Source organism: Shewanella sp. S23-S33, assembly GCF_043359565.1.
Lineage (GTDB): Bacteria > Pseudomonadota > Gammaproteobacteria > Enterobacterales > Shewanellaceae > Shewanella > Shewanella oncorhynchi.
Genome location: NZ_JBHFFD010000052.1, coordinates 167,940 through 184,263, shown reverse-complemented (window position 1 = coordinate 184,263; position 16,324 = coordinate 167,940). Strand labels below are relative to the sequence as shown.

12 protein-coding genes are annotated in these 16,324 nt (G+C 47.1%); 7 read left to right on the top strand and 5 right to left on the bottom strand.

The genetic code is table 11. The features are described 5' to 3' along the window. Positions 1 to 35: 35 nt before the first annotated feature. The 4 genes from dapB (at position 36) to ACHA99_RS14390 (ending at position 6,281) form a co-directional block, all read left to right on the top strand. Positions 36 to 848, top strand: coding sequence for a 4-hydroxy-tetrahydrodipicolinate reductase (gene dapB, locus ACHA99_RS14405; RefSeq protein WP_105251661.1), 813 nt, complete (start codon positions 36 to 38; stop codon positions 846 to 848). 168 nt (positions 849 to 1,016) lie between these two features. Continuing rightward, positions 1,017 to 2,177, top strand: a complete 1,161-nt coding sequence (gene carA / locus ACHA99_RS14400) for a glutamine-hydrolyzing carbamoyl-phosphate synthase small subunit (protein WP_263186845.1) — start codon at positions 1,017 to 1,019, stop codon at positions 2,175 to 2,177. Positions 2,178 to 2,204: 27 nt separating this feature from the next. Beyond that, positions 2,205 to 5,429, top strand: a complete 3,225-nt coding sequence (gene carB, locus ACHA99_RS14395; RefSeq protein ID WP_105251663.1) for a carbamoyl-phosphate synthase large subunit — start codon at positions 2,205 to 2,207, stop codon at positions 5,427 to 5,429. Positions 5,430 to 5,549: 120 nt separating this feature from the next. After that, positions 5,550 to 6,281 (top strand): RluA family pseudouridine synthase, encoded by a 732-nt coding sequence (locus ACHA99_RS14390; RefSeq protein ID WP_393943416.1) that lies wholly within the window; start codon positions 5,550 to 5,552, stop codon positions 6,279 to 6,281. A gap of 73 nt (positions 6,282 to 6,354) precedes the next feature. Here ACHA99_RS14390 and ACHA99_RS14385 read toward each other — a convergent pair whose 3' ends face one another. The 4 genes from ACHA99_RS14385 to ACHA99_RS14370 form a co-directional block, all read right to left on the bottom strand. Next, positions 6,355 to 7,128: a substrate-binding periplasmic protein gene (locus ACHA99_RS14385; RefSeq protein WP_393943414.1), complete on the bottom strand. Its 774-nt coding sequence runs from the start codon at positions 7,126 to 7,128 to the stop codon at positions 6,355 to 6,357. A 216-nt stretch (positions 7,129 to 7,344) separates the two neighbouring features. Continuing rightward, positions 7,345 to 8,433: a methyl-accepting chemotaxis protein gene (locus tag ACHA99_RS14380; RefSeq protein WP_263140021.1), complete on the bottom strand. Its 1,089-nt coding sequence runs from the start codon at positions 8,431 to 8,433 to the stop codon at positions 7,345 to 7,347. 265 nt (positions 8,434 to 8,698) lie between these two features. Then, positions 8,699 to 10,072: a magnesium transporter gene (gene mgtE / locus ACHA99_RS14375; protein ID WP_105251666.1), complete on the bottom strand. Its 1,374-nt coding sequence runs from the start codon at positions 10,070 to 10,072 to the stop codon at positions 8,699 to 8,701. Positions 10,073 to 10,091: 19 nt separating this feature from the next. Beyond that, the gene (locus ACHA99_RS14370) at positions 10,092 to 10,799 is read right to left on the bottom strand and encodes a hypothetical protein (RefSeq protein WP_330148164.1); all 708 of its coding nucleotides are present in this window, start codon (positions 10,797 to 10,799) and stop codon (positions 10,092 to 10,094) included. A gap of 804 nt (positions 10,800 to 11,603) precedes the next feature. On the opposite strand from ACHA99_RS14370, the gene ACHA99_RS14365 reads away from it, so the two are divergent. Beyond that, positions 11,604 to 12,794, top strand: a complete 1,191-nt coding sequence (locus tag ACHA99_RS14365; protein WP_393943411.1) for an endonuclease/exonuclease/phosphatase family protein — start codon at positions 11,604 to 11,606, stop codon at positions 12,792 to 12,794. A 301-nt stretch (positions 12,795 to 13,095) separates the two neighbouring features. Then, positions 13,096 to 14,286: a class I SAM-dependent rRNA methyltransferase gene (locus ACHA99_RS14360; protein WP_012090004.1), complete on the top strand. Its 1,191-nt coding sequence runs from the start codon at positions 13,096 to 13,098 to the stop codon at positions 14,284 to 14,286. A 182-nt stretch (positions 14,287 to 14,468) separates the two neighbouring features. On the opposite strand, the gene rpiA is transcribed toward ACHA99_RS14360, so the two are convergent. Further along, the gene (gene rpiA / locus ACHA99_RS14355; protein ID WP_028761507.1) at positions 14,469 to 15,131 is read right to left on the bottom strand and encodes a ribose-5-phosphate isomerase RpiA; all 663 of its coding nucleotides are present in this window, start codon (positions 15,129 to 15,131) and stop codon (positions 14,469 to 14,471) included. A 251-nt stretch (positions 15,132 to 15,382) separates the two neighbouring features. On the opposite strand from rpiA, the gene ACHA99_RS14350 reads away from it, so the two are divergent. Continuing rightward, entirely contained in the window at positions 15,383 to 16,315 is a 933-nt protein-coding gene (locus ACHA99_RS14350; RefSeq protein ID WP_105251669.1) for a DUF808 domain-containing protein, read from the top strand. Positions 16,316 to 16,324: the final 9 nt, after the last annotated feature.

Below are 16,324 nucleotides of genomic sequence, written 5' to 3'. Positions count from 1 at the left end.
CTTATGGAATACAAAGAAAGATTGAGGAGATTGAAATGAGTGGACAAGTGAGAGTGGCAATTGTCGGTGCCGGTGGTCGTATGGGACGCACTCTTATTGAAGCGGCCTACAATCACGACCATATTTTACTGGGTGCCGCCATTGAGCGTGCAGGCTCAAGTTTAGTGGGTGTGGATGCGGGTGAGTTAGCTGGTGTGGGTAAATTAAACGTCATGATCATGGATTCGCTCGATTATGCGACCGATGATTTTGATGTGTTGATCGATTTCACTGCGCCAGACGCCAGTATTGTCCATTTAGATTGGTGTGTGCGCCATAAGAAAGCCATGGTGATCGGCACAACCGGTTTCAATCATGCTCAAAAAGAACAGATCAATGCCTTTGCCGAGCAAACGCCGGTCGTGATGGCGCCAAATATGTCTGTGGGTGTCAATTTGATGTGGAAATTACTCGAACTGGCTGCCGAAGTCATGGGTGATTACACGGATATCGAAATTATCGAAGGTCACCACAGACACAAAAAAGATGCGCCGTCGGGCACAGCCCTGAAAATGGGTGAAGTGATTGCTAAGACTTTAGGTCGCGATCTTGAGAAATGTGCCGTATATGGCCGCGAAGGGATCACGGGTGAACGTGACCGTGAAACTATCGGTTTTGCGACTATTCGTGCCGGTGATCTCGTTGGTGAACATACGGCTATGTTTGCCGATATCGGTGAGCGTTTAGAGATCACCCATAAAGCTTCGAGTCGTATGACCTTTGCTAATGGTGCTATGCGTGCCGCTCACTGGCTCGTGGAGCAAAAGCCGGGCTTGTATGATATGCAGCAGGTTTTAGGTTTGCATTAATATTAAAAACGCCGATATGGCGTTTTTTTTTGCACCCAGTTACCAGTGGGTGGACGGTTTCGCGTTTTTACTGTAAACTCGCTGGAATTTGTCAAAATTTCGTAAATTAGCGGAAATTGGTATCTTAACATAACATAAAAACATTATATTTCAGTGGCTTGGCTCTTTATGGAGGTCGCGTTGACAAAGTCTGCCTTACTCGTACTCGAAGATGGAACTGTATTCTCTGGCACAGCAATTGGTGCCGATGGTCTCTCTGTTGGTGAAGTTGTTTTTAACACTTCCATGACAGGATACCAAGAAATTTTAACTGATCCATCCTACTCACGCCAGATTGTAACATTAACCTACCCACACATAGGCAACACTGGTACCAATGATGAAGATATTGAATCCGATGGGGTTCACGCTTGTGGTCTTATCATTCGTGATCTTCCGCTCATCGCAAGTAGTTTCCGTAATCAACAAAGCTTAAGTGATTATCTCAAAGCGAACAATGTCGTTGGCATAGCAGATATCGATACCCGCAAGTTAACTCGTATTCTCCGTGAAAAAGGTGCTCAAGCCGGTTGTATTATGGCAGGTGCAGACTTAGACGAAGCAAAAGCGCTCGCCGCTGCCAAAGCTTTCCCCGGTTTAAAAGGCATGGATCTCGCTAAAGAAGTCACGACTAAAACTGCCTATCCATGGCGTAAAGGTAGCTGGCGTTTAGTGGGCGGCTTACCAGAAGATACGCCAGCAAATGAGCTTAAATACAAAGTAGTAGCCTACGACTACGGCGTTAAGCAAAACATTCTGCGCATGTTAGTGGACCGCGGTTGTGACGTCACCGTAGTGCCTGCTAAAACTTCAGCTGCCGACGTGTTAGCGATGAATCCCGATGGTGTGTTCCTTTCGAACGGCCCTGGCGATCCAGAGCCATGCGATTACGCGATTGAAGCGATTCAACAAATTCTGAAAACCGACACGCCGATTTTCGGTATCTGTTTAGGTCATCAGCTACTCGCGCTGGCCTCAGGTGCAAAAACCTTGAAGATGAAGTTTGGTCACCACGGTGCAAACCACCCAGTGAGCAATATCGAGAAAGGTAACGTGATGATCACCAGCCAAAACCACGGTTTTGCTGCCGATGAAACGACCTTACCCGCCAACATTAAGGTGACGCATAAGTCGCTGTTTGATGGTTCACTCCAAGGTATCCATCTCACGGACAAGCCCGCGTTCAGCTTCCAAGGTCACCCTGAAGCGAGCCCTGGCCCGAACGATGCCGCCCCGCTGTTCGATCACTTTATCGAGCTAATCGACATATACCGTCAGAACGCCAAGTAGTACGCTAGCTAGGAGAAGAGAGAAGCAATGCCAAAACGTACAGATATAAAGAGTATTCTTATCCTAGGCGCCGGCCCAATCGTGATTGGTCAGGCATGTGAATTTGACTATTCTGGCGCACAAGCGTGTAAAGCGCTGCGTGAAGAAGGCTACCGTGTCATTCTGGTGAACTCTAACCCTGCCACCATTATGACTGATCCAGAAATGGCCGATGCCACTTATATCGAGCCGATTCACTGGGAAGTGGTCCGTAACATTATTGCTAAAGAACGCCCAGATGCGATTCTGCCAACCATGGGCGGCCAAACCGCACTGAACTGCGCATTAGAACTTGAAGCCAAAGGCGTACTGAAAGAATTTAACGTCGAGATGATTGGCGCGACTGCCGATGCTATCGATAAAGCTGAAGACCGTAGCCGCTTTGATAAAGCGATGAAAAGTATTGGTCTTGATTGTCCGCGCGCGGGCATTGCCCACAATATGGACGAAGCTTATGGCGTACTTGATCAAGTGGGTTTCCCTTGTATTATCCGCCCATCCTTTACTATGGGTGGCTCGGGTGGCGGTATCGCTTACAACAGGGAAGAGTTCGAAGAGATCTGTTCACAGGGCTTAGAGTTATCGCCAACGAGTGAACTGCTGATCGACGAATCACTGATCGGTTGGAAAGAATACGAGATGGAAGTGGTCCGTGACCGCAACGATAACTGCATTATCGTCTGCGCCATCGAAAACTTCGATCCTATGGGCGTGCACACGGGCGACTCTATTACAGTTGCACCCGCGCAAACCCTGACTGATAAAGAATACCAAATCATGCGTAACGCCTCTATGGCCGTACTGCGTGAGATTGGTGTTGAGACAGGCGGTTCGAACGTACAGTTTGGCATCAACCCGAAAGATGGCCGTATGGTTATCATCGAGATGAACCCACGGGTATCGCGCTCTTCAGCATTAGCATCAAAGGCAACGGGTTTCCCGATTGCGAAAATCGCCGCTAAGTTAGCGGTTGGTTTCACCCTTGATGAGCTGATGAACGACATCACTGGCGGTCGCACGCCAGCATCATTCGAGCCTGCTATCGATTACGTTGTGACTAAAGTGCCACGCTTTAACTTTGAAAAGTTTGCCGGCGCGAATGACCGCTTAACTACACAGATGAAGTCTGTGGGTGAAGTGATGGCGATTGGCCGTACTTTCCAAGAGTCACTGCAAAAAGCCTTACGTGGTTTAGAAGTTAGCCGTAACGGTCTCGATCCTGTCACAGACATGTCTAAACCTGAGGCGATGTCGCGTATTCGCCACGAGCTGAAAGAGCCTGGTTGCGACCGTATTTGGTACATAGCTGATGCGATGCGTGCGGGGCTGAGCTTAGATGAAATCTTTAAACTGACCAATATCGACCCTTGGTTCCTCGTGCAAATCGAAGAGCTGGTTCAGCTCGAAGGTGTTGTCGCTGAAGCGGGTCTGGCGGGTCTGGATATCGACTTACTGCGTAAGCTGAAACGTAAAGGCTTTGCCGATGCGCGTCTGGCCGATGTATTAGGCGTGAACGAAGCCGAAGTGCGTAAGCTGCGTGATAAGTTCGACCTGCACCCAGTCTATAAGCGTGTGGATACCTGTGCGGCAGAGTTTGCGACAGACACAGCTTACATGTACTCAACGTATGAAGAAGAATGTGAAGCTAACCCATCGACCCGTGACAAAATCATGGTGTTAGGTGGCGGGCCAAACCGTATTGGTCAAGGTATTGAGTTCGATTATTGCTGTGTGCACGCGGCGTTAGCGCTACGTGAAGACGGTTATGAAACCATCATGGTGAACTGTAACCCTGAAACCGTTTCAACTGACTACGACACTTCAGACCGTTTGTACTTCGAACCAGTCACACTGGAAGACGTATTAGAAATTGTCCGTATCGAGAAGCCAAAGGGCGTTATCGTGCAGTACGGTGGTCAAACGCCATTGAAATTGGCCCGTGCCTTAGAAGCCGCTGGCGTACCTGTGATTGGTACTAGCCCAGATGCCATCGACCGCGCTGAAGACCGTGAGCGTTTCCAGCAAGCGATTCAACGCTTAGAGATGAAGCAGCCTGAAAACGATACCGTGACTACGGTTGAAGGTGCTGTGATTGCCGCTGAGCGTATCGGTTATCCGTTAGTTGTGCGCCCATCCTATGTACTGGGCGGCCGCGCGATGGAAATCGTCTATGATAAGCAAGATTTGCTGCGTTACTTCAACGAAGCCGTGAGCGTATCGAACGCGTCGCCAGTACTGCTCGATCGCTTCTTAGATGATGCGATTGAAGTGGATATTGATGCAGTATGTGACGGCGAAATCGTGGTGATTGGCGCGATTATGGAGCATATCGAACAAGCGGGTGTTCACTCTGGTGACTCAGGTTGTTCGCTGCCGCCATACACGCTAAGCCAAGAAATCCAAGATCGCATGCGCGTTCAAGTCGGCAAGTTGGCGATGGAACTCGGTGTTGTCGGTCTGATGAACGTACAGTTCGCCGTGAAAGATAACGAAATCTATATGATTGAAGTTAACCCACGTGCTGCCCGTACTGTGCCATTCGTGTCCAAAGCGACCGGTGTGCCTTTAGCTAAGATTGCCGCGCGTGTGATGGCAGGTCAAAGCTTAACGTCGCAAAACTTCACTAAAGAAGTGATCCCACCTTTCTACTCAGTGAAAGAAGTGGTGTTGCCCTTTAATAAGTTCCCAGGTGTTGACCCACTGTTAGGCCCAGAAATGCGCTCTACCGGTGAAGTCATGGGCGTGGGCGATACGTTCGCCGAAGCCTATGCTAAGGCGCAGTTAGGGGCCACTTCTGAGGTGCCTAAGTCGGGCCGTGCATTATTGTCTGTGCGTAACAGCGATAAGAAACGCGTTGCCGATTTAGCGGCTAAGTTAATTGAGCTCGGTTATCAAATCGATGCGACTCATGGTACTGCGGTTATCCTAGGCGAAGCGGGTATCAACCCACGTTTAGTGAACAAGGTACACGAAGGGCGTCCACACATTCTCGATCGCATCAAGAATGGTGAATACACTTATATCGTGAACACTACCGAAGGTCGCCAAGCGATTGAAGATTCTCGTCAATTGCGCCGCGGTGCACTGCGTTACAAAGTTAACTACACGACGACCATGAATGCTGCATTCGCCACTTGTATGGCCCATGCCGCCGATGATCGTACTAACGTGACTTCAGTACAAGAACTGCATCTGCGCGTACTGGCTAAATAAGCCACAGCGTTAATGCCGTTAATTAGAGGGCCGCATAACTTAGGTTATGCGGCCTTATTATTTCGTCCATTTTGAGCGCTTCGTTCATTTTATCTTCTACTTAGATTGCCTGAGAAAACTATGCCTGCGCCAGTCAATAGCCTTGCCAAAGCTGATACTTTTATTGCGCCGCCTTGCCTCGGGCAAATACGCGTACTCTATCAAGATAACGATATTCTACTGATTGATAAGCCGAGCGGATTATTGAGTCTGTCGGGGAAGAATCCGCTGAATCTCGACTCAGTGCATTATCGTTTAGTGCAGGATTTCCCGACGGCCACTTTGCTGCACAGACTCGATTTTGGCACTTCGGGCATCATGCTGGTGGCGCTGAATAAAAGCGTGAATGGTTTGCTGACAAAGCAGTTTCAGGCGCGCACGGTTGAAAAGCGTTATACCGCCTTGCTCCACGGGCATTTAGCCGCTGACAGCGGAGTGATTAATCTGCCGATCGCTAAAGATAGTGACCATTTTCCACTACAAAAGATTTGCCATAGCACAGGCAAAGTTGCGATCAGTGAATATCAGGTGCTGGAACGATTAACCGATCCTTTCGCCACGCGGGTCGAATTTATCCCTGTTTCTGGTCGTACTCATCAGCTGCGGATCCACAGTCAGCAATTGGGCCACTCAATTTTAGGGTGCGATCTCTACGGCGGCGTGGGTGAGTGCGTGACTGATAAGACTGATGCAGATGAAGCTGATATCACTAATACGACGAGCAGCAGATTAATGCTGCATGCGACCTGCTTAGCGTTTAATCATCCTATCACGGGTGAGCGTATTGACTGGGTTTGTGAGTGTCCTTTCTAAGTGCTTTCTTAAGAGTCATAAAACTCAGCATTCAGCACTCATCACTTAGCACGTAGAATTTAGATCAATGGGTTTAGTTGCTAAACCCGATACGTTCGGTTTGCATGGGCGGCGCATCGTTGGGGAGCCAAGTACGGTAAATCGTTGCGAAGGTGCCATCTGCTTTTATCGCTTCTAGGCTGTTTTTCCACTGTTCGATCACATCATTGGGCGTGCCTTGTGAGAAGGCAATGTAAAGATGATTAGCACTAATCGTGAAGAGTGACTCTACATCATCAATGCTCGCGCCTGCATCCGACAGAATACTCGGCGCGGTGAGATTGGCATTACACCAAAGATCGACACGTTGCTTCATCAATTGTTTGGCACTCAATAAGGGCTCGGATGAGGCCGCAACATTCGTAAATCCCAGTTCGAGCAATAGGCGTTCTTCCACCGAGGCACGATAGACACCAATTGCCTTAGCTGTCTTTGCATCATCTATAGTGGTTATTTTTATACCGCTATTTTTTAAGGCATAAAAATTAGTCGTGCCGACAGCAACAGGCCCAATCATAGTAAACATTTGCTCCCTTTCTGCTGTGCGCGTCATAGTAAACAACACAGTATTAGGTTGCTCGGTCAGCATTTTCCAGCCGCGGGCCCAAGGTACGACCTTGATTGGGTCTGGGTTCTTTATGCGCTTTTGAATTTCTTGTACTACCTGTACAGCTAAACCATCGGGTTTGCCATTGACAGAAAAGCTGATTGGTGACCATTCTTCGGTATAGATGTTGAGCGGCTGCGCGCGAAGAGAAACTGCGCTGCTAAGGGTGAGTGATAACAATAAACTTGTGACTAATTTCATTAATAACCCTAAAAATTAGAATGTTATAATTGAGTCTCACTGCTTGCTCTTGAAACGATTAAAGATGAAGGCTGTGCTTAAATCAAGTATAGCTAGGGGTTCATTTTCTAAGATTAAATTTACTATACCGTTTTGAACGATAAAAAAAGAGCGCGAGTATGGCGCTCTTAGGTAGGCTTATTTATGGGTGATAGCTTATCTTTCTGTGCCTATATATCACGCTCGATATACATCTCGCATAAGGTTATCAATGCAATGCACAACACGCATACTGGCGTCTTCCATTGAGTGCAGTTGTTTGACCATCTCAGGCAAATTACCTTTTTGTCTCGCATTGAGCGCCGCTTTTCCTGCCTCGTGTACCGCTTTATGTGGTGCATCTAATGCTTTGAAATTACTTAAATGCTGATAATTCTCGGCACCAAATCCTTTGAAATACCATTGCCCTAGGCGGCACTCAGTGTGTGAGTTCACATTGTGGTTATGCTGTGGTTTTTCAATTAATTGATAAACACTACTTTTCCAGACTGCGTGATCGAGCTTAGTGGTATTCAAGAATGACGCTGTGGCTGCGTTATGGATAACGTGCTGCATTTGTTTTGAGCGTTGCAGGACATCTTCAACGACTTGACCAATTTGGGTTGAGGAGGTGGCTACATCAACGGCACTACTTTGATTATTATGAACAATTTCTTTAATCTCAGCCGCTTGCGCGACGATTTGTTTCACGAGTTTTTCAATATGGCTACTGGCTTCATGGGCTTTGCTTGCAAGCTGGCGCACTTCATCGGCCACCACGGCAAACCCCCGTCCCGCTTCGCCTGCACGGGCGGCTTCAATGGCGGCATTCAATGCCAGCAAGTTTGTTTGTTCTGAAATTCCTTGAATTGCCGCGACAAATTGATTGATTGAAGAGGTCGTAGCATCGAGTTCTGTGACAGCTTTCATGCTGTTCGATGCTTGATCATTAATATAAGTCGCTCTAGTGCCTAAATTGGCAATGGCCACACGGGTTTGATCAAAAACGTGATTGAGTTCAGACAGTGATTCTTGTTCCGCAGAGAGTAATTCGGCACTGCTGGCTAAGCCTTCGCGCACGGCATTAAGCATATCTCCGCCTAGGTTTTGGCAGGCGATCACTTCAGTGTAGTGGTCTGCATTTTGGCGCGACTGTTGCTGCATAGTCTCATTTTCACGGATCATGCCACGCAGTTCATCTATTTCATTTTGGTGTTGGCGTTCTAGTTGGATGAGTCGCTCTTTAAGCGCCTGGTTTTCAGCTTTGAGCTGGGAATTAAACCACATATAAAACCTCTCAAGTCGCTAGGACTATCACTATTGCTTATCGACTTACTGTGACTGGGCTCAGCGGTAAATACTGCAATGTTAATAAAAAGTAAAACGATTTAGGTATGGAAATATTAACTGATCTTTAAGCTTTATTCTTAATTTTTTTAAGGTTATTGAAGCTTTTATGCGTTGTCATAAATGGGTTAGTACTATCGAATGATAAGTGAACCACGCTAAGGTTAACTTAGCTTGGTTCACTTTGAGGTCTTAGGCCTTAGGCCTATGGCATAGGTAAGTCGAGCACCACAGTGGCTATGCTGAAATACACGAGTACACCTATGATATCGGCGATGGAGGTGATGAGTGGCGCACTAGCGGCTGCAGGGTCCATCTTTAACTTGCTCAGTAAGAAAGGCAGAGACATACCAATCAAGCTGCCAATAATCACCACAATTTGCATTGTGAGTGCCACAACCAGCGCGATTTCAGGTCCGCCGCGCCAAAATCCGAGCAAGGACACTGCCGCCGCCATGCTGGCTCCTAATAATCCGGCGACAAATAACTCGCGCCCTAGCATAGATAACCAATCCTTGAGAACCACTTCCCCTGTGGCTAAGCCACGTACCATTAAGGTCGCCGATTGTGATCCCGCATTACCGCCGCTATCGATCAGCAGCGGCAGGAAGAAGACTAAAGAGACATAACTGGCAATGGTGTCTTCGAAGAAGGCGATCCCCGCTCCCGAGAAAATATTACCAAAAACCAAGATTACCAGCCAAACCACGCGCTTACGGTAAAGTAAGCCTATGCTGGCAGTCTTGAGGTTATGGTCAATATTGCCGATGGCCGCGGTTTTTGTGAACTCAAGATCCGCCTGTGAGCTGGCGATATCCATAGCATCATCATAGGTGACGATACCGACGAGCTGACCTTTGCCATTGACTACTGGCAGCGCCATTAAGTCGTAATGGGCGATCATCTGCACCGCTTCTTCGCGAAAGGCATTGGCATCGAGCGCGACAGGATCGGGTTTCATAAAGTCGACCACTCGCTCGTGCGGTTGCGCCAGCAATAACTGCCTTAAAGATACAGTTCCTATTAAGCGGCCTAACATATCCACCACATAGGTTTGATAAATCGTTTCTTTATCTGCCGCTTCAGTACGTAGAGTATCAATTGCTTCTGCCGCAGTATGGCGGCTATTCAGTAATGTGTAATCCGAGGTCATGACCGCGCCGACTTTAGCTTTATCATAGGCGGCGAGGGTGCGCATATCTTCCCGTTTGGCCAATGCTAGCGCAGGTAAAATGGCCGCTTGCTGGGTTTCATCGAGCAGATTATAGAGGTCGGCACGTTCATCTGCTGCCATGTGAACCAGCAGTGCAGAAAGCGTGGTTTTATCTAATTGCTGTACTAAGCTGGCTTGCAATTCATCGGTCAGATAGCGAAACAAATTGGCGCAAACCTTAGGTGAGGCCAGTTGCAATAATAGGACTTGTTGAGCTTGATTAAAGACGTTAAATACGGCTGCAATATCGGCAGGGTGGCGTTTTTCGGCTAATTCAGCCATGGCGCTGGCACTGCGTTGCTCGATAATCATTTGCAGGTTATGGATGATCTTTTTAGTGTTGTTTGTGCTGTTATTCATGTTCATAGTTCATTCTCTCAACGATCTAGTGACCAAAGTAAAAGGTGATGTCTGCGCCAAGTTGCAGCGCGTTGCCACGAAGGGCATTGCCTAAGCTCAATTCGAGCTGTAGCTGTTGTTGTGGCGTGTGTTGATAAGCGAACTGATAGGTAGTCTCGCTCAATTCTTTTTGATAAATCTCGGCTATCACGCGATGGTGACTACTGAGTTCATACGCCGCCGCGATACCCACAAGTAATTGGGTTGATTGATTAAATTCATGGGTAAAACCTAAGTTGGCATACAGACTGACATCAGAATCGCCTAAGGTTTTGCCAAAAATGCCGAAGACTTCGGTGGCTAATTCGTTACTGGCATCGAGGTTTTTCTGCAAGTTGATTACCAGTGCGCTGTGCCAATCATCCTGTTGCTGCTCTGGATCTGAGTGGGAGTTTACGTTGAGCGGTAGCTTAATGCCGACTTCTGCTTGCTCCTCACGAATATCGTCATTGGCATTGGACGCTAATCCTAAATGCCATTCCCATTGATTGCGGCTGCAAGTCGTGGCCGCGTTTAATTGTGGACGAGCATGATCCGACCTAGGTTGTTGCCAGCCCATTTCTAATTCACAGCGCTCCGCGAGGGCGGGATCATCTACTTCGAGATGGGATGCCGCCGCACTCATGCTGTAGTACAAGCTGATACTTGCACAGGATAAAGATCGCAAAATTGATGTGTTGTTTATGTAAGCCATATTTAGGCTCCTCAGATGTAAGCCCATAGGTGTAAATCCATAGGGAAAACGAAGTCCACTGAGGCAAAAAACTTGCTTTGAGATGCAATAAATACACATAACTGAATCCCAGCAAAATGCTGGAATTGCTAAAGCGCAGCCATAGGCTCAGGCTTATTGTCTGTGATTGATATTTTGGGGGGAGGCTGAGTGAAGAATGTTTCACACTACTACCCTGCTTAGCAGGTAGCAGCAAATATTGCGGGCTAGTGCTAGGCGTTAAATCCTGTCTTTTGGACAGGGCATCTACTGTCGCTTATGTGTGTGCCCACAGTGGGTCTCCGCAATGATTAAAGTCGCCACATTCTAAGGGACTGAAATGTAAAGTCAACCGCACATGTTATTACATATGTTTTTGTTTGAATTTACACTTTAAGTAAAAGTTAATTTTATGATCATTCTTGGGCGTGCGTGATTTTGTTGGGAGTGCTGATGGTTTTGTGTACTAATCATTGTTGTGTGATTGTTTGTTTTTTGCGGGTAGCGGTTGATTTTTGTTGTCGGATTTAACTGTGATATTGAATTGTGGTTTTTAACGGTATGACTTATCTCAGTAAGCTGTATTTGAGTCGCCAGAGATGAGTTAACACTTTATCCATAATGGGGAATTTGGCATTAGCGCACTTCGGGTATACCCTTGTCGTGCCTGCGGTGAGTCATTGTGCTCACTCAGATTAAGTCAGATTAAGTCAGATTAAGTCAGATTAAGTCAGATTAAGTCAGATTAAGAGAGTTTGCTGTATTCAGATTTTGGGGGATTAAGCTGTGGCACACAATATCGATGAGTTGGAATCAATTACTGCACCTATCGATCATAAGCGCACCGCGAATATCAAGATCGCCAGTATCAATCTGTTTAACTTTATTGAGCCGCCTTTGGCTTACTATGATTTTGAAAATATCTATAGTCATGGGCAATGGCAGAAAAAGTGTCAGTGGTTGAGTGAGTTTCTCGCACATCGCCAGCCCGATATTGTGGGATTTCAAGAAGTGTTTAGCCCTGAACCGCTCAAACAAATCGCCAGTGAGCAAGGTCTAGGGTATTTTGCGATCGTTGATGAGCCAACTCTTATCAGTGATTACATTTATCGTAGCCCTGTGGTCGCGCTTGCCTCCCGTTATCCCATAGTGGAAATCAGCAGTGTCGAACCTGATGCGCGTTTAGTGGCAGCCATGGGATTATCGTGTGAATTTGCCTTTAGCCGTAAGGTGCTGCGCGCAACCGTTGAAGTGCCACACATCGGCAAGTGTGACTATTATGTGGTGCACTTTAAGTCAAAACGCGCCGGATTAGCACTTGAACCTAAGCTATTTGAACATCAACCTCTCGGACATCAGCCACTTAGTTTAGATAATTTAGCGCCCGCAGCGAGCATGAAACTGCATTCAGAAACCCAATTACTCACAGAGCAAGCCTTAGGCCGCTGGGCATCCACCATGCAGCGCGGCGCAGAAGCAGCATTATTATTCAATGGCATATTAGTACGTAGGCAAGAATCTAAACATCCCGTTATCGTGATGGGGGACTTTAATGACAGTCTGACAATGGGCGCCTTAGATGCGTTAACGATACAGGGCGAGAGTATCCACAGTAATGACATTAAAGCCGCTGGCCTTGGGCATTTATCCGATGCGGCGTTAGCGGCGGTGTTTGCTCAGTATCAACTTAAGGATGCCTATGAGTTATTTATTGAAGCGAACTTGAGGGACAGCTTGACGGGCAATACCGCTTACCATAGGGAACACAGAGCGGCGACCCATTACTATGGCCCTAAAGGTTCAGTGCTGGATTATATTTTGCTTTCGAGTGAGTTTGATGCGAGCCATGGCCGCAGTTTAGCGCAAGTGGTGGATTATCAGACCTGCGATAGACACTTAGTCAGACCTGAATATGAACGCGACGCCTACAGTACTGACCATGCGCCCGTCATTGTTGAGTTAGCGCTACGTAGCTAAGTTCTCGTGTTTACTGATTAATTCGTTTTATTTCAATCATGTCAGTTGTCTTTATCGCGCAGGCATCTTCTCGCTACGGTTTTGTTATCGTTGTTTCATTAACCATTCCAACATCATTTCGCATGAATATCATACAGAATTAACCGTTAAAATAAGGTATGATCGGCCACCCGTGGATGATGGAAAATAAGCGCTGCGGCGTGTTCGGTACTCGCACTTAGGTGGCATTGGGTATATCATCCGTTTCCCATTTTTAGACAGCAGCCCTTTTTTAGTGGCGGCCCTATTTTTAAAGGCAACTATGGCTATCAGAATCAAACTTAAACCCGGCCGCGAGAAGTCACTCGAGCGTCGCCATCCTTGGGTATTTTCCAATGCTATTCATAACATTAAGGGAAAACCTGAAGCGGGTGAGACAGTCGATGTGGTCGCGCATGATGGTCATTGGTTAGGTCGTGGTGCTTGGTCGCCTGAGTCGCAAATTCAAGTGCGGATTTGGACTTTTGATCGCGAAGAAGAAATTGATCGCGAGTTTTTTGCCAGACGTTTACAGCGGGCGCAAATCGGCCGTAACGATTTAATCCGCGAGCAAGGCTTAACGGGTTACCGTTTAGTGGCTGCTGAGTCCGATGGTTTACCTGGGATCACCATCGACAGATATGCCAATGTGTTGGTGTGCCAGTTACTGAGCACAGGTGCTGATTTATGGCGCGATACCTTAGTCGAGCTATTGGCTGAGCAATATCCAGATTGTGCTATCTATGAGCGTTCCGATGTGGATTCCCGTAAGAAAGAAGGCCTGCTGCCTGTTACGGGTTTACTGCACGGCACTCTGCCAGAAATGCCAGTGATTATCGAAGAAAACGGCATCAAGATCGCCGTCGATGTGATTAAAGGCCATAAGACAGGTTTCTATCTCGATCAACGTGATAACCGCGCCATTGCCGCCCGTTTTGTCAAAGATAAATCGGTATTGAACTGTTTTTGCTACACAGGGACTTTTGGTCTGTACGCTGCGAAAGCAGGTGCTGCCAGTATTGAAAACGTCGATGTGTCTTCTCTAGCCTTGGCGACAGCGCGCCTCAATATGCAAGTGAACGGTTTGAGTGATGACAATGTGCATTACAACGAAGCCGATGTGTTCAAGTTGTTGCGCCAGTACCGTGATGAAGGCAAAACCTTTGATGTGATTGTGCTCGACCCGCCTAAGTTTGCCGATAACAAGGCACAGTTAAACGGGGCTTGCCGTGGTTATAAAGACATCAACATGATTGCATTGCAGTTATTGAATCCGGGCGGCGTGTTATTGACCTTCTCTTGCTCAGGATTAATGCCTGCGGATCTGTTCCAAAAAATCGTGGCCGATGCCGCGCTCGATGCGAAACGTGAAATCCAGTTTATTGAACGCTTAAGCCAAGCGAGCGATCACCCTATCGGTAGCGCCTTCCCAGAAGGATTCTACTTAAAAGGTCTAGTTGCTAGAGCTTGGTAAGCCAGCGTTTGATATAAGCTGTCTGCGATGGGCAGCTGAGTCAGATAACATTGAACTATAAAAAAGAGCTATAAAAAGAACCATAAAAAATGCCAGCCCTTTGAAAAAGTGGCTGGCATTTTTACAGCGTATTTTTACAATCAGCAGCCTTGTGACTGCGATGGATTCTTTAAACGCAGAACTTATTTGGCGGTAAAGGTTTTTACGCCATCAGGGGTGCCAACGAGTAACACATCCGCCCCGCGTTTGGCAAACAGACCGTTAGTCACTACACCGACTATCTCATTGATCTGACTTTCTAATTCTTTTGGATTAAGGATCTTAAGATTGTACACATCGAGGATCACGTTGCCGTTATCGGTCACAACGCCTTCACGGTACACAGGATCGCCGCCAAGTTTAACGAGTTGACGCGCCACATAAGAGCGTGCCATCGGAATGACTTCTACGGGTAGTGGAAATTCGCCTAGTATGTCGACTTGCTTAGTGTTATCCACGATACAGATAAACTTCTCAGCCACAGCCGCGACAATTTTCTCGCGAGTTAATGCCGCGCCGCCACCTTTAATCATATCCATGCGGTCGTTGATTTCATCGGCACCGTCCACATAGACAGATAAACGATCGACGCTGTTTAAGTCATAAACGGGAATACCCAGCGCTTTCATTTTCTGAGTTGATGCCTCAGAGCTAGAGACCGCGCCTTCGATATCGGCTTTCATGGTCGCCAGTGCATCGATAAAGTGATTCACAGTCGAACCCGTACCAACACCAACAATGCTGTCTTTTTCAACGTACTTAAGTGCGGCCCAACCGGCAGCTTTTTTCATTTCATCTTGAGTCATGTTGACATCCTGTAACGGCAAATGAGTAAAAAATTCTGGGCTTAGTATACTCTTTTCCGATAAATAATGTGGCGCAATTCCACCGTGGGTGTGATCTAGATTGCTGGCATTTTCACATTAGCAACCAGTCCCAATAACGTAAGTAACTTAAGCAGTTAAGTTGGAAAGCATTTCGCTATACGCAACTAATCTAACTAAGCTACTATGGCAAAAGCAGAATGGTTTATAGATGATTTGTAGAGGGATTTAGCATGGCAGGCGCGAGTTTATTAACCTTACTCGACGATATCGCATCGATTTTGGATGACGTAGCGGTAATGAGTAAAGTAGCGGCAAAGAAAACCGCGGGTGTACTGGGGGATGATTTAGCCCTCAATGCCCAGCAAGTGACGGGCGTAAGCGCCGATCGTGAATTACCCGTCGTGTGGGCGGTGGCCAAGGGATCATTCCGTAATAAGTTGATTTTAGTGCCAGCAGCAATGCTTATCAGCGCTTTTATTCCCTGGGCTGTCACCCCTTTATTAATGTTTGGTGGACTGTTTTTATGCTACGAAGGGTTTGAAAAACTGCATCACAGCTATAGCCATAGAAAAGGCCAGCAACAACACGAAACCCAAGTAGAGAATGAGTTACCTGAGATTAAAGATTTCGCCGCCTACGAGGCCGAAAAAGTCAAAGGGGCGATTCGTACCGACTTTGTGTTATCGGCGGAAATTATTGCCATTACCCTTGGTATCGTGGCGGACAAATCCCTATCGACACAGTTTTTTACGTTAGCTGTCATAGGGATAGTCATGACCATAGGCGTGTATGGCTTAGTGGCGGCAATTGTGAAAATGGATGATGCGGGTTTGTACTTGAGCCAACGTGAAGGCGCCTCTGTATTAACTCAAATGAACCGTAAATTAGGTTTTGGTTTATTGAGTGCAGCTCCCGTATTAATGAAAAGTTTAACGATTATTGGCACGGCAGCCATGTTTATGGTGGGCGGTGGGATTTTAACTCATGGCCTACACCTAGTCGGCGAGCAAATCCACCATGCTGAACAAGCGGTTGCTGCCATTGGTGTTGTTGGACCTGTGTTTGCTGTGCTGACGCCAAGTATTCTTAATGGCTTATTTGGTGTCGTTGCTGGCGCTGTTGCACTTATTGCGATGACAGGAATACAGAAATTGCGTAGTTAACTAGCTGCG

Coding starts and splice junctions, on each gene's coding strand:
- ACHA99_RS14380 (WP_263140021.1), bottom strand. CDS start 8,433: ATGTGGTTTAATTCCCAGCTCAAAGCTGAAAACCAGGCGCTTAAAGAG.
- carB (WP_105251663.1), top strand. CDS start 2,205: ATGCCAAAACGTACAGATATAAAGAGTATTCTTATCCTAGGCGCCGGC.
- ACHA99_RS14360 (WP_012090004.1), top strand. CDS start 13,096: ATGGCTATCAGAATCAAACTTAAACCCGGCCGCGAGAAGTCACTCGAG.
- ACHA99_RS14385 (WP_393943414.1), bottom strand. CDS start 7,128: ATGAAATTAGTCACAAGTTTATTGTTATCACTCACCCTTAGCAGCGCA.
- rpiA (WP_028761507.1), bottom strand. CDS start 15,131: ATGACTCAAGATGAAATGAAAAAAGCTGCCGGTTGGGCCGCACTTAAG.
- ACHA99_RS14390 (WP_393943416.1), top strand. CDS start 5,550: ATGCCTGCGCCAGTCAATAGCCTTGCCAAAGCTGATACTTTTATTGCG.
- mgtE (WP_105251666.1), bottom strand. CDS start 10,072: ATGAACATGAATAACAGCACAAACAACACTAAAAAGATCATCCATAAC.
- carA (WP_263186845.1), top strand. CDS start 1,017: ATGGAGGTCGCGTTGACAAAGTCTGCCTTACTCGTACTCGAAGATGGA.
- dapB (WP_105251661.1), top strand. CDS start 36: ATGAGTGGACAAGTGAGAGTGGCAATTGTCGGTGCCGGTGGTCGTATG.
- ACHA99_RS14350 (WP_105251669.1), top strand. CDS start 15,383: ATGGCAGGCGCGAGTTTATTAACCTTACTCGACGATATCGCATCGATT.
- ACHA99_RS14370 (WP_330148164.1), bottom strand. CDS start 10,799: ATGGCTTACATAAACAACACATCAATTTTGCGATCTTTATCCTGTGCA.